This is a genomic window from Kitasatospora sp. Xyl93, from assembly GCF_055383135.1.
The window spans coordinates 7,888,063-7,902,764 of record NZ_AP029185.1; the positions used below are offsets into that span (position 1 = coordinate 7,888,063).

General features: G+C 76.0%; 17 protein-coding genes. 13 read left to right on the forward strand and 4 right to left on the reverse strand.

Going from position 1 to position 14,702, the window contains the following annotated elements; genetic code table 11:
- Window positions 1-37: 37 nt before the first annotated feature.
- From ACZ5GH_RS34295 to ACZ5GH_RS34330, 8 genes are all read left to right on the forward strand, one after another.
- Window positions 38-355: a PAAR domain-containing protein gene (locus ACZ5GH_RS34295; RefSeq protein WP_464336258.1), complete on the forward strand. Its 318-nt coding sequence runs from the start codon at window positions 38-40 to the stop codon at window positions 353-355.
- The gene (locus ACZ5GH_RS34300; protein WP_387757310.1) at window positions 352-786 is read left to right on the forward strand and encodes a GPW/gp25 family protein; all 435 of its coding nucleotides are present in this window, start codon (window positions 352-354) and stop codon (window positions 784-786) included. The genes ACZ5GH_RS34295 and ACZ5GH_RS34300 overlap by 4 nt, the downstream gene beginning before the upstream one ends.
- Window positions 786-2,744: a putative baseplate assembly protein gene (locus ACZ5GH_RS34305; protein WP_387757312.1), complete on the forward strand. Its 1,959-nt coding sequence runs from the start codon at window positions 786-788 to the stop codon at window positions 2,742-2,744. Before ACZ5GH_RS34300 ends, ACZ5GH_RS34305 begins: the two co-directional genes overlap by 1 nt.
- Window positions 2,741-3,304, forward strand: coding sequence for a phage tail protein (locus ACZ5GH_RS34310; RefSeq protein ID WP_387757314.1), 564 nt, complete (start codon window positions 2,741-2,743; stop codon window positions 3,302-3,304). The genes ACZ5GH_RS34305 and ACZ5GH_RS34310 overlap by 4 nt, the downstream gene beginning before the upstream one ends.
- A gap of 3 nt (window positions 3,305-3,307) precedes the next feature.
- Window positions 3,308-4,699 (forward strand): NADase-type glycan-binding domain-containing protein, encoded by a 1,392-nt coding sequence (locus ACZ5GH_RS34315; RefSeq protein ID WP_464336259.1) that lies wholly within the window; start codon window positions 3,308-3,310, stop codon window positions 4,697-4,699.
- A 306-nt stretch (window positions 4,700-5,005) separates the two neighbouring features.
- Window positions 5,006-5,371 (forward strand): hypothetical protein, encoded by a 366-nt coding sequence (locus ACZ5GH_RS34320; RefSeq protein WP_387757317.1) that lies wholly within the window; start codon window positions 5,006-5,008, stop codon window positions 5,369-5,371.
- Between the two features lie 200 nt (window positions 5,372-5,571).
- Complete coding sequence (locus tag ACZ5GH_RS34325) at window positions 5,572-5,967, forward strand: low affinity iron permease family protein (protein ID WP_387757318.1); 396 nt, start codon at window positions 5,572-5,574, stop codon at window positions 5,965-5,967.
- Window positions 5,968-6,204: 237 nt separating this feature from the next.
- A complete protein-coding gene (locus ACZ5GH_RS34330; protein ID WP_464336260.1) occupies window positions 6,205-7,338 on the forward strand; it encodes a PP2C family protein-serine/threonine phosphatase in 1,134 nt (377 codons plus the stop codon).
- Here ACZ5GH_RS34330 and ACZ5GH_RS34335 read toward each other — a convergent pair.
- On the reverse strand, window positions 7,308-8,198 hold the full coding sequence (locus ACZ5GH_RS34335) for an MBL fold metallo-hydrolase (RefSeq protein ID WP_464336261.1): 891 nt from the start codon (window positions 8,196-8,198) through the stop codon (window positions 7,308-7,310). The two genes, ACZ5GH_RS34330 and ACZ5GH_RS34335, sit on opposite strands and share 31 nt — an antisense overlap.
- 153 nt (window positions 8,199-8,351) lie before the next feature.
- Between ACZ5GH_RS34335 and ACZ5GH_RS34340 the strand changes: the two genes are divergently transcribed.
- From ACZ5GH_RS34340 to ACZ5GH_RS34350, 3 genes are all read left to right on the forward strand, one after another.
- Window positions 8,352-8,561 (forward strand): hypothetical protein, encoded by a 210-nt coding sequence (locus ACZ5GH_RS34340; protein ID WP_387757324.1) that lies wholly within the window; start codon window positions 8,352-8,354, stop codon window positions 8,559-8,561.
- The gene (locus ACZ5GH_RS34345) at window positions 8,548-9,939 is read left to right on the forward strand and encodes an amidase (protein ID WP_464336262.1); all 1,392 of its coding nucleotides are present in this window, start codon (window positions 8,548-8,550) and stop codon (window positions 9,937-9,939) included. The genes ACZ5GH_RS34340 and ACZ5GH_RS34345 overlap by 14 nt, the downstream gene beginning before the upstream one ends.
- A gap of 71 nt (window positions 9,940-10,010) precedes the next feature.
- Window positions 10,011-10,580 (forward strand): TetR/AcrR family transcriptional regulator, encoded by a 570-nt coding sequence (locus ACZ5GH_RS34350; protein ID WP_387757327.1) that lies wholly within the window; start codon window positions 10,011-10,013, stop codon window positions 10,578-10,580.
- 237 nt (window positions 10,581-10,817) lie between these two features.
- Here ACZ5GH_RS34350 and ACZ5GH_RS34355 read toward each other — a convergent pair whose 3' ends face one another.
- Entirely contained in the window at window positions 10,818-11,249 is a 432-nt protein-coding gene (locus tag ACZ5GH_RS34355; protein WP_464336263.1) for a GNAT family N-acetyltransferase, read from the reverse strand.
- 229 nt (window positions 11,250-11,478) lie between these two features.
- Here ACZ5GH_RS34355 and ACZ5GH_RS34360 point away from each other — a divergent pair, with 229 nt between their 5' ends.
- Window positions 11,479-12,123 (forward strand): DUF6084 family protein, encoded by a 645-nt coding sequence (locus ACZ5GH_RS34360; protein ID WP_387757330.1) that lies wholly within the window; start codon window positions 11,479-11,481, stop codon window positions 12,121-12,123.
- Window positions 12,120-13,022, forward strand: coding sequence for a hypothetical protein (locus ACZ5GH_RS34365; RefSeq protein ID WP_464336264.1), 903 nt, complete (start codon window positions 12,120-12,122; stop codon window positions 13,020-13,022). Before ACZ5GH_RS34360 ends, ACZ5GH_RS34365 begins: the two co-directional genes overlap by 4 nt.
- A 39-nt stretch (window positions 13,023-13,061) precedes the next feature.
- Here the strand turns inward: ACZ5GH_RS34365 and ACZ5GH_RS34370 are convergent, their stop codons facing one another.
- Both ACZ5GH_RS34370 and ACZ5GH_RS34375 read right to left on the reverse strand, forming a co-directional pair.
- Entirely contained in the window at window positions 13,062-13,883 is an 822-nt protein-coding gene (locus ACZ5GH_RS34370; protein WP_464336265.1) for a hypothetical protein, read from the reverse strand.
- 72 nt (window positions 13,884-13,955) lie between these two features.
- Window positions 13,956-14,693, reverse strand: a complete 738-nt coding sequence (locus tag ACZ5GH_RS34375; RefSeq protein WP_387757334.1) for a phosphotransferase family protein — start codon at window positions 14,691-14,693, stop codon at window positions 13,956-13,958.
- Window positions 14,694-14,702 lie beyond the last annotated feature (9 nt).

Genomic DNA, 14,702 nt, shown 5'->3' on the forward strand with positions numbered 1-14,702 from the left:
CCCGAACGAGCCCCACGAAGAAAGGTATGGACCGCCCATGCCCCCCGCAGCCCGGACCGGCGACCTCACCGACCACGGAGGCGCCCTCACCACCCCGCCGCCGGGCGCCCTCAGGGTGGCGACCGTGCTGATCGGCGGCCGCCCCGCCGCGGTGGTCGGCACCCTGCACGCCTGCGCCGTCCCCCCGCACCTGGCCCTGGGCCCCGGCAACGTGGTGGTGCCCTCCCCGGGCGCGGTCACCGGGGGCGTGGTGCTGATCGGCGGCCTGCCCGCGGCCCGCCTGGGCGACAAGACGGCCTGCGGCGCCACCGTCACCAGCGGTGCGCTCAACGTGCTGATCGGGGGCGGAGCATGAGCGGGAGCTTCATAGGCCGCGGCTGGGCCTTCCCGCTGCGGGTGAACGCCACCGGCGGCATCGGCATGGTGGACCGGGACCGGGAACTCGCGGAGGCGATCCGGCTGATCCTCGGCACCGCCCCCGGCGAGCGGCCGATGCGCCCCGAGTTCGGCTGCGGCATCCACGAGTACGTCTTCGCCCCGGGCGACGGCACCACCGCCGGGCGGATCGCCCGCGAGGTGCGCATCGCGCTGGAACGCTGGGAGCCGAGGATCGAGGTCGACGACGTGGTGATCGCCTTCGACAGCGTCGAGGAGGGCACGCTCTACATCGACGTCCACTACACCGTGCGGGCCACCAACGACCGCCGCAACCTGGTCTTCCCCTTCTACACCATCCCGGAGCACCCCGCCGTGGAGTCCGGCGCGACGGACGGGGGTGCGCGCTGATGGCCCTGCCCTCCCCGAACCTGGACGACCGCCGCTTCCAGCAGCTCGTCGACGAGGCCAAGCGGTACGTCCAGCAGCGCGCCCCGGAGTGGACCGACCACAACGTCTCCGACCCGGGCGTCACCCTGATCGAGACCTTCGCCTACCTGGTGGACCAGCTGCTCTACCGGCTGAACCGGGTGCCGGAGAAGAACTACTCCGCCTTCCTCGACCTGCTCGGCATCCGGCTCTTCCCGCCCGCCGCCGCCCGGGCCGAGGTCGACTTCTGGCTCTCCGCCCCGCAGACCGAGACGGTCCTGCTGCGGGCCGGCACCGAGGTCTCCACGCTGCGCACCGAGGCCGACGACGCGGTGGTCTTCTCCACCGCGGAGGACCTGCCGATCGTCCCCAGCTCGCTGGAGCGGATGGTCACCGTCTCCGCCTCCGGCGAGCAGTCCGACTGCACGGCCCGGCTGGCCGACGGCGCGGACGTGCAGTGCTTCCAGCCGAGCCCGGTGCCCGGGGACGCCATGCTGTTCGCCCTGCCGGCCGTGGTGCCGCGCTGCATCCTGGTCGTCCGGCTGGACAGCCGGGTGGAGGGCGTCGGCGTCGACCCGCGCCAGCCGCCACTGGCCTGGGAGGTCTGGGACGGCGCGGGCTGGGTCGCCTGCGAGACCGGCGAGGACTCCACCGGCGGCCTCAACCGGCCCGGCGAGGTGGTGGTCTTCGTGCCCGCCGGGCACACCGCCTCGGTGGCCGCCGGACAGCGGGCGGGCTGGCTGCGCTGCCGGGTCACCGAGCCGGAGCCGGGCCAGCCGTTCTACTCCGAGTCCCCGACCGTCCGCCGGGCCGAGGTGTTCACGATCGGCGGCACCGTGACCGCCGTCCACGCGCAGACCGTCACCGACGCGCCGCTCGGCGCCTCCGAGGGCGTCGCCGGCCAGCGCTTCCGGCTCGCCCGGCCGCCGGTGCTGCTCGACGGCGAACCCCCGGTGGTCGAGGTGTCGGCCGGCGACGGCTGGGACTGCTGGACGGTCGTCGAGCACTTCGGCGAGTCCTCGCCGGCCGACCGGCACGTGGTGCTGGACGCGACCACCGGCGAGTTCCTCTTCCCGCCCGCCGTCCGGGAGCCCGACGGTTCCCTGCGCGCCTTCGGTGCCGTGCCGCCCAAGGGCGCCCGGCTGCGCGTCCCGCGCTACCGCACCGGCGGCGGGACCGCGGGCAACGTGGCCCGCGGCACCATCACGGTGCTGCGCAGTTCCGTCCCGTACGTCGCCCGGGTGGACAACCGGGAGGCGGCCCGCGGCGGGGTGGACGGCGAGACCGTCGAGAACGCCAAGGCCCGCGCCCCGCACCAGTTGCGCCTACAGGAACGTGCCGTCACGGCCGGGGACTTCGAGCTGATCGCCCGGCAGGCCGCGCCGTCCGCCGCCCGGGTCCACGTGCCGGCCGGCGGCGGCGAGGCGGGAGCGGTGCGGGTGCTGGTGGTCCCCGACGCGGTCGCGGACGAGGGCGACCGGCTGCGCTTCGAGCAGCTGATCCCCGACGAGCAGGTGCTGGCCGCGATCGCGGCCGCCCTCGACGAGCGGCGGCTGATCGGCACCCGGCTGGTCGTCCAGCCCCCCTCCTACCAGGGCGTGACGGTGGTGGCCCGGCTCACCACCCGCGCCGCCGACCCGGACCGGGTCCGCGAGGAGGTGCTCGCCGAGCTGTACCGGTACCTCAACCCGCTGTGCGGCGGCGCCGACGGCGCGGGCTGGCAGTTCGGCCGGGCGGTGCAGTACGGGGAGGTGTTCGGGGTGCTCCAGCGGGTGGCCGCGGTCGCGGACGTCGAGGAGCTGCTGCTGTTCCCGGCCGACCCGATCACCGGGCGCCGGGGCGAGCCCGCCGAGCGGGTCGACGTGCCGGCGGACGCCCTGGTCTTCTCCCACCAGCACCAGGTCGTGGTCAACGCCGTCGCCGAGGACGGTGGGTCGTGACGCGCGCCGCCGTCCCCGGACTGCCCAGCCCGCACCCGATCGGCGACCTGCTGCCCGCGCTCTACGCGGACGACGACCTCGCCCAGCGGTTCACGGCAGGCCTGGACACCGTCCTCGCCCCGGTTTTCGCGACCCTGGACAACCTGCCCGCGTACTTCCGGCCCGCCCTCGCGCCGCCCGACTTCCTGGACTGGCTGGCGTCCTGGGTCGCGGTCGAGGTCGACCCGGCCTGGCCGGTGGAGGTGCGCCGCGCGGTGGTCGAGCGCGCGGTGGAACTGCACCGCTGGCGCGGCACCCGGCGCGGCCTCACCGAACGGCTGCGGCTGGTGCTCGGCGCCGGAGCCGAGATCGTGGACGGCGAAGGCGCCTGCTGGTCCACCGACCCGGACGCCACACTGCCGGGCGTGCCGACCGACGAGGTGCTGGTCCGGGTCTGGCCGCTGGGCGACCGGGCACCGGACGAGGACCAGGTGCGGTCCGTCGTCAGGGCAGGCTGTCCCGTCCATCTGACCTGCCGGGTGGAGATCCTGCCCGGCCCACCCGGGCGAGCGGAGGACTGACGGATGCCGGTGTGCCCCGAATGCGGAACGGCCAACGGCGAGGGGGACGACTTCTGCGGCAACTGCGGCGCCTACCTCGGCTGGTCGCGCGGCACCGCCGCCGCCCCGACGGCTCCGGTCGCCCCGACGGCCGGGCCCGTGGCCGTACCCGCGCCGGCGCCTGTACCCGCGCGGGCCGAGCCCGAGCCGGCGCCCGCGCCTGCCCGGGAGCCGGCCGCCGAGCCCGCTCCGGATCCCGCGCCCGCGCCCGCTCCCGCACCCGTCGAGACCACTCGCCGGAGCGCCACGCGCCGGACGGCCCGCACGCGGGCGGAGGCCGGGGGAGCGGCCAAGGACGACGTCAGGGCAGAGGCCAAGGACGAGGCCAAGGCGGACGCCAAGGCGGAGCAGCCGCCCGCCCCGCGCGCCGAGACCCCGGCCGTCCCCGAGCCCACATCCGGCGCCGAGACCCCGGCCGTCCCCGAGCCCACATCCGGCGCCGAGCCCCCGGCCGTCCCCGAGCCGTCGCCCCCGCCCACCGCCGAGCCCGTCCGCCCGAGCACCGCCCCGGTGCGCCCGGGCACCGCCCCCGTACGGCCGGCCCCCGCGCGCACGCGGGCGCCCGCCCCGCAGGCCGACCCGGTGGCCGTCCAGCCCGCCAAGCCCGTCGCGCCCCGCCCGGTCAGCCGGGCGGTCGAGGCCGTCGAGACCCAGGACGGCCCGCCCTGCCCCCGGTGCGGCACGCCCAACCTGCCCGAGCGGAAGTTCTGCCGCCGCTGCGCCGCACCGCTCACCCCCACCGAGGCCGCGCCCGAACTGCCCTGGTGGCGCACCCGTTGGCCGTTCCGGCGCCGGGTCCGGATCGGCGGCTCGGGCAACGCGCTGCGCCGCACCATCGCCCTGCTCGCCCTGGCCGCGGTGGTCGTCGCCGGGATCCTGCTGTACCCGGCCGGCCAGCGGGCCTTCCAGGACGTGCTGGACAAGCTCCGCGGCACCGCGCCGATCACGCCCGCCGCCACCTCGGCGAGCGCCGCCGTCGAGGGCCATCCCGCGGCGGCCGCCGACGACGGCCTCAGCAACACCTACTGGGGCGCACCCGCGATCGGGGACTCCGTCACCTTCTCCTTCCGCACCCCGTTCCGGCTGGTGGACCTGATCGTCCACACCGGCGACTCGGTGGACCCGCAGCACTTCCGGCAGCAGGGGCGGCCGGTCGTCCTCACCCTGGAGGTCACGTCCGAGGACGGCGAGGTCCACACCCAGCAGGTGCAGCTCAACGACCAGCCGGGCCCGCAGACCGTGCCGACCGGCGTCAGCGACGTGACCCAGGTGAAGCTCACCGTCAGGGAGGCCGCCGGAACCGGCCCGGGCCGCGCCATCGCGCTCTCGGAGGTGGAGTTCTTCAAGCGCACCTGATCCCGCCGCCCGCCATCGGAGAGGTGGTCCTCCGGATCCGCTTCACGCCCAGGACCGGGCTCAGGACCCGGCCGGCGGATCCGATGCCGGTCGCCGAACTCAACGCCGCGGTACGGGCGTTGCGGGGGCGGAGCCACGCGGCACGGCTGGACGCGTGGCGGCGCGGCGTCCTCGGCGGGCTGCCCGGGGTCGTGAATTCGGCGCAGGCCGAATCAGCTCGAGGAGCGGCCCGGCGGCCCCGGAGACTGAGGACCGGGCGCCGAACGCGCCCGCTCCACCACGTCACCGTTCCCCAGGAGGTCTCCCATGCGGTTCGCCCGCAAGGCCGGCATCGCCCTCGCGGCCGGCTTCGCCGCCGTGACCACGCTCCTCGCCCCCGCGGCGAACGCCCAGTCGATCATCGAACCGGCACCGGCCGACTGCCCCGCGTACTACTTCTGCGGTTACGCGGACAGCAACTTCCACAACCTCAAGTTCAGGTTCAAGGACTGCTACCTGCAGGAGATCCCCGACGGCCTGAACAGCGGCGGGTCCTGGTACAACAACCAGTCCGCCGGCACCCGGGCGAAGATGTACGGCAAGTCCAAGAACCTGATCTACACCACGCCGGGCGCTCCCTCCAGCGACCGCTACGGCGACTGGGGCCCGGTCTGGTTCATCGACGCCTGCTGATCCCGCTCGCCACGCCGGGCCGGCCGCCGGGTGCGTACGCCGCACCCAGCGGCCGGTCCGTTCCTCCGAGCCCGGGCGGACGCCGGGACGAAACCGCGGCGCCGGACGCATGGCCCGCCCGGATCGGGCAAGGCGCCCTGGGTGGCGGCCGCGCCCCGGTGCCGGGCCGCCGTGTCGTGAGGACCGAGGAGGGCATCACCATGGTCATCCGCCATCCGTCGGAGCGCAGCCGGTCGGGCAAGGGCCGGTTCGAGCGGCTCGCGGAGGCCGCGTCGAACCTCACCAGCGCCCCGGCCTTCTACGCCCTCTGCGTCCTCCTGGTGGTCGCCTTCTACGCGGTCCACGCGGCCGGGCTGTCCGTGTCCTGGCAGATCCTGGTCGGGGACACCATGACCGCACTGAACCTGCTGCTCCTGGCCCTGCTGAAGAACACCGAGCGCCGGGCCGAGCACGCCGTCCAGCGCAAGCTCGACGCCATCGCGGTCGCGCTGCTGCGGCAGATCGACGGGCAGGTCCCGAAGGGCGCCCGCACGGAGGAGACGGAGCGGGTGCGCGCGGAACTCGACCAGGCCATCGGCATGGAGGAGGAGGTCTGACCCGCCGCTCCGGGCGCGCTGGGCCAGGTGCGCCCGGAGCGGCGGGACTGGGCCGAACGTGCGAGCGCCGGGGCCACGACGCCGCCGCGCCGCCTCCGCCGGGGGCGACACCCGTACCGTGGGCGCAGCCTCCGACCGGGGCCCCGCGTCGCGCGGAGCACCGGGAACGCGGGGGAGGGTCGCGAGAAGGGGAGGGACGGTTTGCGGGCGCGTTCCGTGGCGGAGCCGGGGCAGCGGATGCCGATCCTGATCCGGTACGGCCACCGGTCCTGGCTGGTGCCCCTCGCGGTGTTCGCACTGGTGGTGGGCGTGGACGCGGGCACACCGGTCTCGTTCGCGTCCGTCAGCTGGCTGGTGATGGTCCCCGTGGTGGCCGCCGGGCTCTGCGGGCCCGCCGCCACCACGCTGTTCGCCCTCCTCGCCGTCGCCGCCTACCCGGCCCTGGACAGCATCTGGGGCAAGTCGCAGGGGACCGAGGACTTCCTGCTGGTGATCGCCGGGGCCGTGCTCTCGGTGCCGATCAGCGGCTTCCGCGCTCAGGCCGCCGCCTACGTCCGCCATCTGCAGGGCGTGGCCGAGACGACCCGGCAGGTGGTGCTGCGCCCGGTGCCGCCGGGGTGGGGCGGGGTGGACTCGGCGGCGCGCTACCTGGCCGCGGACGTCGAGGCCCGGGTGGGCGGCGACTTCTACGACGTGCTGGCCACCCCGTTCGGGGCGCGGGTGATCCTCGGCGACGTCCAGGGCAAGGGCCTGCCGGCCGTCTCCGCGGCGGCGGCCCTGGTGGGCTGCTTCCGGGAGGCCGCCTTCCACGAGGCGGACCTCGCCACCGTCGCGGCCTGGCTGGAGGAGCGGCTGCACCGGCAGAACGTGCTGGTGGAGCGCTTGGGGGAGCGGGAGGAGCGGTTCGCCACGGCGGTGGTCATCTGGTTCCCCGTCGACGCGCCGGGGGAGGTGGAGGTGGTCAACTTCGGCCACGACAGCCCCCACGTGCTCGGCCCCGCGGGGGTGCGGCAGCTGCCGCCGGGCGACGGCGCGCCGATCGGGCTGGCCCAGCTGGCCGGCGGGCTGCCGGAGGTGCGGCGGCTGCGCCTGGGCCCGGACGAGACGGTCCTGATCGTTTCGGACGGGGTGACCGAGGCCCGCGACCGGGCGGGTGTCTTCTTCTCCCTGCGGGACCACCTGGAGCGGCTGGCCGGCACTCCGGGGGCGGCCGACCCCGGGCGCCTCGTCGACGAGGTGGCCGCCGCGGTCGTCCGGCACACCGGCGGCCGGCTGGCGGACGACACCGCGCTGCTCGCCGTCCGGACGGCGCCGGTGGAGGCGCCCGGCGCGGGCGGCGGTCAGACCGGGGGGACGGGCCGCAGCCGGTAGCCGTCCCCGTGGGCGAGGACGTGCCCGGCGGTGGGCGGGGCGAAGTGGGTGCCCAGCAGCAGGGTGTCCGTGCCGGCGAGGGAGGCCAGCAGGTCCCGTCGGGTGGCCTCCGACCGCCGGGGGTCGATGTCGACGCAGGCGCCGATGGCGGGGTGGGCGAGCTGGACGGGGTGGTGGACGCAGTCGCCGGTGATCAGCGCCGTCCGGCCCCGGCTGGTCAGCTCGACGGCGACCTGGCCGGGGGTGTGGCCGGGGGTGGGGAGCAGGCGCAGGCCGGGGAGGAGCCGCAGGCCCTCGGCCGGGACGTCGACCAGGTCCAGCAGGCCGGCCCGTTCGACCGGGAGTACGGAGTCGCGGAACATCTGCCGGCGCGCCTCCTCCATGGCGTAGCCGGCCCAGAACTCCCGTTCGGCCCGGGCGGTGACGTACCGCGCGCGGGGGAAGGTGGGCACCCAGGCGCCGTCCGCCTCCCGGGTGTTCCAGCCGACGTGGTCGGCGTGGAGGTGGGTGAGGACCACCAGGTCGACGGAGTCCGGCGGGAAGCCGGCGGCGGCGAGGCGCCGCGGGTAGTCGGTGCGCAGGTCGTGCCAGGCCGGGTCGGCCCGCTGCTTGCCGTTGCCGATGCCGGTGTCGACGAGCACCCGCAGCCCGTCCAGCACGAAGGCGAAGCTGTGGCTGTGCAGGCGCGGCACGCCGTCGGCGTCGGCGAAGTGGGGGCGCAGCCAGTCTTGGCCGGCCACCACCTCGGGGGTGGCGCCGGGCAGCAGCCACCGTCCGGTGGCGGGCGGCAGCGGGACCTCGTCGATGCGGTGGACGGTGAGGTCGCCGACCGTCCAGGACGGGGTACGGGCAGTGGGCATGGGGGAGGCTCCTCCGCTGTAAAAGCCATTCGTTTGCGTTAGTGCGACGGTAGAACCTACAGTCGCGTTAACGCAAACCCTTAGCTTTTGGCGTCGGGCGCCTCGCCTCCGCGACCCCCTCGCCGCCTGCCCGCCCTTGAACAGGAGCGCACCATGTCCTCCCCGGAACTCACCCCGCCCGAGGCGGCCCGCTGGGCCGCCCGGGCCGGACTCGACCTCCCCGCCGAGCGCCACGCAGAGGTCGCGGCCACCGCCGAGCACATCCGTTCCGTCGTCGCCGTCCTGCGCGAGCTGGACTTCGGGGACACCCCGCCCGCCGCCGCCTACCGGGCGGGAGAGGAGCACCCCGATGCGGCCGTATGAGCTGACCCTCGCCGCCGCCGCGACCGAGATCCGGGAGCGGCGGCTGTCCCCCGTGGAGCTGGTCGACTCCGTCCTCGGCCGCATCGACCGGGTGGAGCCGCACCTCGGCGCGTACGTCGCCGTCGCCGCCGAGCAGGCCCGCGACGCGGCGCGCGAGGCCGAGCGGGAGATCGTCCGGGGCCGCTACCGGGGGCCGCTGCACGGCGTCCCGGTCGGGCTCAAGGACCTGATCGACGTCGCCGGAACGCCCACCACCGCCAGCTCCCGGGTCCGCGACGGCCACCGCGCGGCCGCCGACAGCACCGTCGCCGCCCGGCTGCGGGCGGCCGGCGCCGTCCTGGCCGGCAAGACCCACACCCACGAGTTCGCCTACGGCCTGACCACCCCGCAGACCGGCAACGCCTGGGACGGCGGCCGGGTCGCCGGAGGCTCCAGCGGCGGATCCGCCGTCGCGGTGGCCGCCGGGACGGCGACCTTCGCCCTCGGCACCGACACCGGCGGCTCGATCCGGGTGCCCGCCGCGCTGAACGGGGTGGTCGGCCTCAAGCCCACCTACGGGCTGGTGCCCCGGCACGGCGTGACCTCGCTGTCCTGGTCGCTCGACCACGTCGGGCCGATCACCCGCACCGTCGAGGACGCCGCGCTGGTCCTGGCCGCCCTGGCCGGGCACGACCCGCGCGACCCGGCCTCGGTGGCCTCCCCCGCCGTCGACTACCGGCCGGAGCGGGAGCCGGACCTGACGGGCGTGCGGGTCGGCGTGCCGCGCGACCACTACGTCGACCACGTCGACGCCGAGGTGGCGGACGCCGTCCACCGCGCCGTCGCGCAGCTGGAGGCGCTCGGCGCCCGGCCCGTCGAGGTCGGCATCCCGATGGCCCGCTACCTCGTGCCCACCCTCTGGGGCCTGACCGCGCCGGAGGCCGCCGCCTACCACGCGCGCACGCTGCGCACCGTGCCCGAGCTGTACCAGGCGGACGTCCGGGTCCTGCTGGAGGCCGGCGAACTGATCGGCGCGGGCGACTACCTGCGGGCCCAGCGCGCCCGGACGCTGATCCGGGCGGCGTGGGCGCAGGCCCTGGCGGAGGTCGACGTGATCGCCGCCCCGACGGTGCCGACGACGGCGGTCCGGGCCGGCCAGCAGGCGGTCGGCTGGCCGGACGGCACCACCGAGAGCGTCTCGGACGCCTACGTCCGGCTCTCCGCCCCGGCCAACGTCACCGGCGTCCCCGCGCTGTCCGTCCCGGCCGGCCGCGACGCGGCCGGCCTGCCGATCGGCCTGCAGCTGCTCGGGCGGCCGTTCGACGAGCGGACGCTGCTGCGGGTGGGCCACGCCTACGAGCGGACGCAGCCCGCGTGGACGCCCGCCCCGGTGGTCTGAACCCTCCCGGCCCAGGAGGGCTCGCTCCGCGCCCCGTCTTAACGCAATGCGCGGCGCTTTAAGATGACGGTATGAGTCCTCGGCAGATGGTCCGCCCGGGCGGGCGCAGCGCCCGGGTCCAGGAAGCGGTGCACACCGCGGTGCGCGAGCTGCTCGCGGAGGTCGGCCGCGAGCAGCTCACCGTGCCGATGGTCGCCCAGCGGGCCGGAGTCACCCCGTCCACCGTCTACCGCCGGTGGGGCGACCTCGCCGAACTGCTGTCGGACGTCGCGGTGGAGCGGCTGCGCCCCGACACCGAGCCGCAGGACCGCGGCGACCTGCGCACCGACCTCACGGCCTGGACCGAACAGTTCCTGGACGAGATGGGCTCCGCCTCCGGCCGCGCCTACGTCCGCGACGCCCTGCTCGGCGACCCGGACGGCGGCAACGCCGGCCAGTGCTCGGCGTACGCCGCCGAGCAGCTCGACCTCGTCCTCGCCCGGGCCCGCGCCCGCGGCGAGGACGCCCCCGGGGTCGAGACCGCCATGGACCGCCTCGTCGCCCCCCTGATGTACCGCATCCTCTTCCGCCCCTCCGGCCTCGACGCCGCCTACGCCCGCCGCCTGGTGGCCGGTCTCCTCGACGCGCCGGACGCCCCGTGAACCGACCTGAGTGACCGTCAAACCCCTTGGCCGGAACCCGGATGTGCGCGGTGCCGCCCGGACCCGTGCGTCCCGGCCGTGCTCGGCGGACACGGGGGCGTGGGCGAGCCGGCCGCGGCCGGCCTCGGGGGCCGGAACGGACGTGCAGACGGGCCATGGCGGCGCCTCCGGGATCGCGTGCGGATCGGGCGCCGGCCAGTACACACCGGGCCACCGACACCGCCGCCGGTGGGGCCGTCAGCTCGCGCCCATCAGGCGGTACATGCCGATCGAGTCGTGGGCGGCGGTGTCCGCGAAGCCGAACTTCTCGTAGAGGAAGCGCGCGGGGCCGTCCGCGATCAGCGAGACGTACGCGGTGGCGGGTGCCCGGCGCTCCAACTCCTCGGTGAGCGCGGCCATGATGCGCCGGCCGAGGCCGCGGCCCTGGTGGGCGGGGTGGACGCAGATGTCGGTGACCTGGAACGCGGTGCCGCCGTCGCCGATGATCCGCCCCACGCCGACGGGCTCGCCCTCGTGGTGGAGGACCACGCCGTACCAGGTGTTGGGGAGGGCGAGGGCGACCGCCTCGGGGGCCTTGTCGGAGAGGCCGGCGTCGGTGCGCAGGCGGCGGAAGACCTCGACGGTGGGGACGCCGGGACGGATCTCGTAAGGGTCACTAATCGGCTGCATGGCTTACATGCTACCCGCTCGGCCCTGCCGGCCGGCCCCGGCCGCTCGGGTGAACGCGCGGCACGACATGCCGCACCGGGCGGGGGGCCGCGGGGGCGGGGGCGATGATCGCCGGGTTCCCGGAGCCCACCCCGTCGGAGGCGGACATGCGGATTCCTCTCCTCGCCGGCGCGTTCCACGGCCTCGGCCGACGGCCGCGCGCCGAACGGCCGCCCGTGGAGGTGGGGGCGTGACGGCACTCGGCTTCGCCTGCACCGGCGTGCGCTCCGACCCGTACGCGGCCGGGCCGACCCTGGTGTTCCGGCTGCGGATCACCGCCCCGGCCGACACCCGGGTGCACGCCCTCGCGCTCCACTGCCAGCTGCGGATCGAACCCGGCCACCGGCCGTACGGCGACACCGAGAGCGGGCGGCTGACCGACCAGTTCGGCGGGCGGGAGCGCTGGGCGGCCACGCTCCACCCGATCCGGCTCGCCACCGTGCCGCTGCTGGTGCCCGGCTTCACCGGCGCCACCGAGATCGACCTCGTGGTGCCCTGCACCTACGACCAGGAGGTCGCCTCGGCCCGCTACTTCCGGGCGCTGGACGGCGGCGAGGTGCCGATGCTGCTGCTCTTCTCCGGCACCGCCTTCGCCGGCCCCGACGGCTTCCAGGTCAGCCCGGTGCCCTGGGACCGCGAGGCCCGGGTGCGGATGCCGGTGCGGGTCTGGCGGGAGGCGATCGACCGGCACTTCCCCGACAGCGGCTGGCTGCGGCTGCCGGACGACGTCATCGACGAGCTGCTGGCCTACCGCTCCCGGCGGGCCCTGCCCTCCTGGGAGGCGACGGTGCGCGAGCTGCTCGCGGCGGCGGCGATCGGCGGGACGGCCCCGTGAGCGGCTACCCGGAACGGATCGAGCACGGCTTCGCGGCCGCCCGGCGGATCGCCGACGCGGTGCTGCTGGAGGGCCACGCGCTCTCCCCGCACCGCGCCCCGGCGGCCGAGGGCCGGCTGGGCCGGCAGTCCGGCGTCCTGGTGCCGCCCGAGTACACCGCGCAGGGCGGCGAGCACTCCCACCAGCGCACCGACTGCCTGATGGAGGCGCGCGGAGGGGACGTGCTGGCGGTCGAGCTGCGCTTCCTGCGGGTCCAGCGGCGCACCGTCGAACGGGCCACCGTCGCCGGCTTCGAGTCTGTGGAGCGGTTGGAGCTGGCGGACCGGGAGCTCGTCGAGGGGTCCGAAGGGGCCGAGGAGCGGTTCGAACTCGTCTTTCCCGTCGAGGAGTTGGAAGAGGGGGTGGTGCAGCGGGCGTTCCGGCTGCCCGGCGTCGGCGAGACCGGGCTGGTGCACGAGCGCGGCGCCGTCGTCGGCCGGGTGGTGCGGCGGCGCGAACAGGTCGACGGCCTGGTCCGGTTGCGGGCCGAGGCGGTGCCCGGCCCGTACCGGGCGCAGCGGTTGGTCGTGGACGTGGAGAACGCCTCCGCCTGGATGCCGCCCCGCCGGGCCACCCGCGACCAGGCGCTGCCGCGCTCACTGGTCTCCACCCACCTGCTGCTCGGGCTGGAGCACGGCACCTTCCTGTCGGTCGCCGACCCGCCCGAGTGGGCCCGCCCGGCCGTCGAGCGGTGCCGCAACGAGCGCACCTGGCCGGTGCTGGCCGGGCCGGACGGCGGACGCCGGGTGGTGCTGTCCTCGCCGATCGTCCTGGAGGACCACCCGCGGATCGCCCCAGATGGCCTCGGCAGCAGGAAACCGGAGGCCCGGGGCGCCGACGAGCGGGCCGAACGGCCCTGACGGCCCCCCGGGGGGCGCGGGCGCGGCGCCGGAGAGGAGTCAGCCCAGGAAGCGGCGCAGCGAATCCGCCAGGGCGCACACGAAGCCCTCCCGGACCTCCTCGGCGACCAGGTCGAGGGACAGGTACGGGTTGAGGTCCTCCAGCTCGACCAGGAGCAGCCGCCCGTCCGGCGCGCGGCAGGCGTCCACCCGCTGGATGCCATGGGCGAGGGTGTTCCACCCGACGAAGCCCCGGGCGAACTCCAGGTCGGCGGCGCTCGGCCGGTACGGCTCCAGCACCCAGCGGCGGGTCGGGTCGGGTGTGTGGAGGGCGTACTGGAAGGCGTCGTCCACGAAGTAGAAGGACACCTCGTAGCGGAAGTCGATCCGCGGCTGGACCAGCACCTCGCCCCAGGCGAGGGCGTCCAGCTCGCCGCGGGTGAGGAAGCGCAGGCCGATGCTGTCGGCGCCCTCCCGGGGCTTGACCGCGTAGCGGTCGGCGGCGGGCAGCCGGCCGAGGTCCTGCGGGCGGTCGACGGTGGGGATGACCGGGTACCCCTCCTCGGTGAGGTCCAGCAGGTACCGCTTCCCGGCCATGTCGCCCCGCCCGGTCAGCGGGTTGTAGACCCGCACGCCGTCGGCCAGCGCCCGGGCGCGGAACCGGGCGTACTCCTCCCGGTAGTGCAGCACCGGCCCGCTGTTGCGCACCACGACCGCGTCGAAGCGCCCCATCAGCGCCCGGGCGTCCAGCGGGTGGCACAGGGCCAGGTCGAACCACTCCCGCAGCCGGGAGGTGAGGAGGACGTCCTCGTCGCCGTACCGGCGCCCGCGGGCCGGGTAGGCCAGGTCGGTCACGTACAGCAGGCTGGGCCGGTCGGGCACGGGCACTCCCTCGGTCGGTGGGCGGAGGGGTGAATCTACCGTCCTCCGTCCGGACCCCCGGGGACGAGGGCCTCACATCCGGGACCTCAGCACGTCGACCTCGCAGCCCGGCGCGGACGGGTCGAAGCCGTGCTCGACCAGCCAGCGGACCACCAGCAGGCTCCGAAACGACCACCACGCCCGGATCACGTCGACGTCGACGTCGGTGCCGTACCCGGCGAGGACGTCGGCGAGGCGCTCCTCGTGTCCGAGGGTCAGGACGGCGAGGTCGAACAGGGCGTCACCGCGGGCCGCCTCGGACCAGTCGATGAAGCCGGTGACCTCGTCGCCGTCGACGAACACATGGGTGATCTGCAGGTCCCCGTGGGTGAACACCGGCGTCCACGGCCGGAGCGCGCGCTCGGCGATCCGGCGGTTGCGGATGACCAGGTCGGCGGGCAGGACGCCGTTCGCCAGGAGCCACTCGCACTCGCCGTCGAGCTCCGCCGCCAACGCGTCGACGCCCCGGCCGGGCCAGGGCGGCAACGGCGCCTCGTGCAGGGCCCGGACGGCGGCGCCCGCCGCGACCCAGGCCGCCCGCGACGCGGTCGACGGCTCGCCGAGGCGGCCGAGCGCCGTCCCGGGGAGGGCGGCGATCGCGAGCACCGGTGGCCTGCGCCACAGGACTTCGGGGGTCGGCACCGGCGCGAGGGCCATCGCCTCGACCTCGACGTCGGTGCGCGCGGGGTCGCCGTCCACCTTCAGGAACACGTCGCCGACGCGCAGGGTCGCGCGCTCGGCGTGGGCGACGACGACCTCGACCTCATCCATGGCGCCCAG

Bases quoted from the DNA above. Each gene is read 5' to 3' on its own strand.
- ACZ5GH_RS34295 (WP_464336258.1), top strand. From the start codon at position 38: ATGCCCCCCGCAGCCCGGACCGGCGACCTCACCGACCACGGAGGCGCC.
- ACZ5GH_RS34300 (WP_387757310.1), top strand. From the start codon at position 352: ATGAGCGGGAGCTTCATAGGCCGCGGCTGGGCCTTCCCGCTGCGGGTG.
- ACZ5GH_RS34305 (WP_387757312.1), top strand. From the start codon at position 786: ATGGCCCTGCCCTCCCCGAACCTGGACGACCGCCGCTTCCAGCAGCTC.
- ACZ5GH_RS34315 (WP_464336259.1), top strand. From the start codon at position 3,308: ATGCCGGTGTGCCCCGAATGCGGAACGGCCAACGGCGAGGGGGACGAC.
- ACZ5GH_RS34320 (WP_387757317.1), top strand. From the start codon at position 5,006: ATGCGGTTCGCCCGCAAGGCCGGCATCGCCCTCGCGGCCGGCTTCGCC.
- ACZ5GH_RS34325 (WP_387757318.1), top strand. From the start codon at position 5,572: ATGGTCATCCGCCATCCGTCGGAGCGCAGCCGGTCGGGCAAGGGCCGG.
- ACZ5GH_RS34330 (WP_464336260.1), top strand. From the start codon at position 6,205: ATGCCGATCCTGATCCGGTACGGCCACCGGTCCTGGCTGGTGCCCCTC.
- ACZ5GH_RS34335 (WP_464336261.1), bottom strand. From the start codon at position 8,198: ATGCCCACTGCCCGTACCCCGTCCTGGACGGTCGGCGACCTCACCGTC.
- ACZ5GH_RS34340 (WP_387757324.1), top strand. From the start codon at position 8,352: ATGTCCTCCCCGGAACTCACCCCGCCCGAGGCGGCCCGCTGGGCCGCC.
- ACZ5GH_RS34345 (WP_464336262.1), top strand. From the start codon at position 8,548: ATGCGGCCGTATGAGCTGACCCTCGCCGCCGCCGCGACCGAGATCCGG.
- ACZ5GH_RS34350 (WP_387757327.1), top strand. From the start codon at position 10,011: ATGAGTCCTCGGCAGATGGTCCGCCCGGGCGGGCGCAGCGCCCGGGTC.
- ACZ5GH_RS34355 (WP_464336263.1), bottom strand. From the start codon at position 11,249: ATGCAGCCGATTAGTGACCCTTACGAGATCCGTCCCGGCGTCCCCACC.
- ACZ5GH_RS34375 (WP_387757334.1), bottom strand. From the start codon at position 14,693: ATGGATGAGGTCGAGGTCGTCGTCGCCCACGCCGAGCGCGCGACCCTG.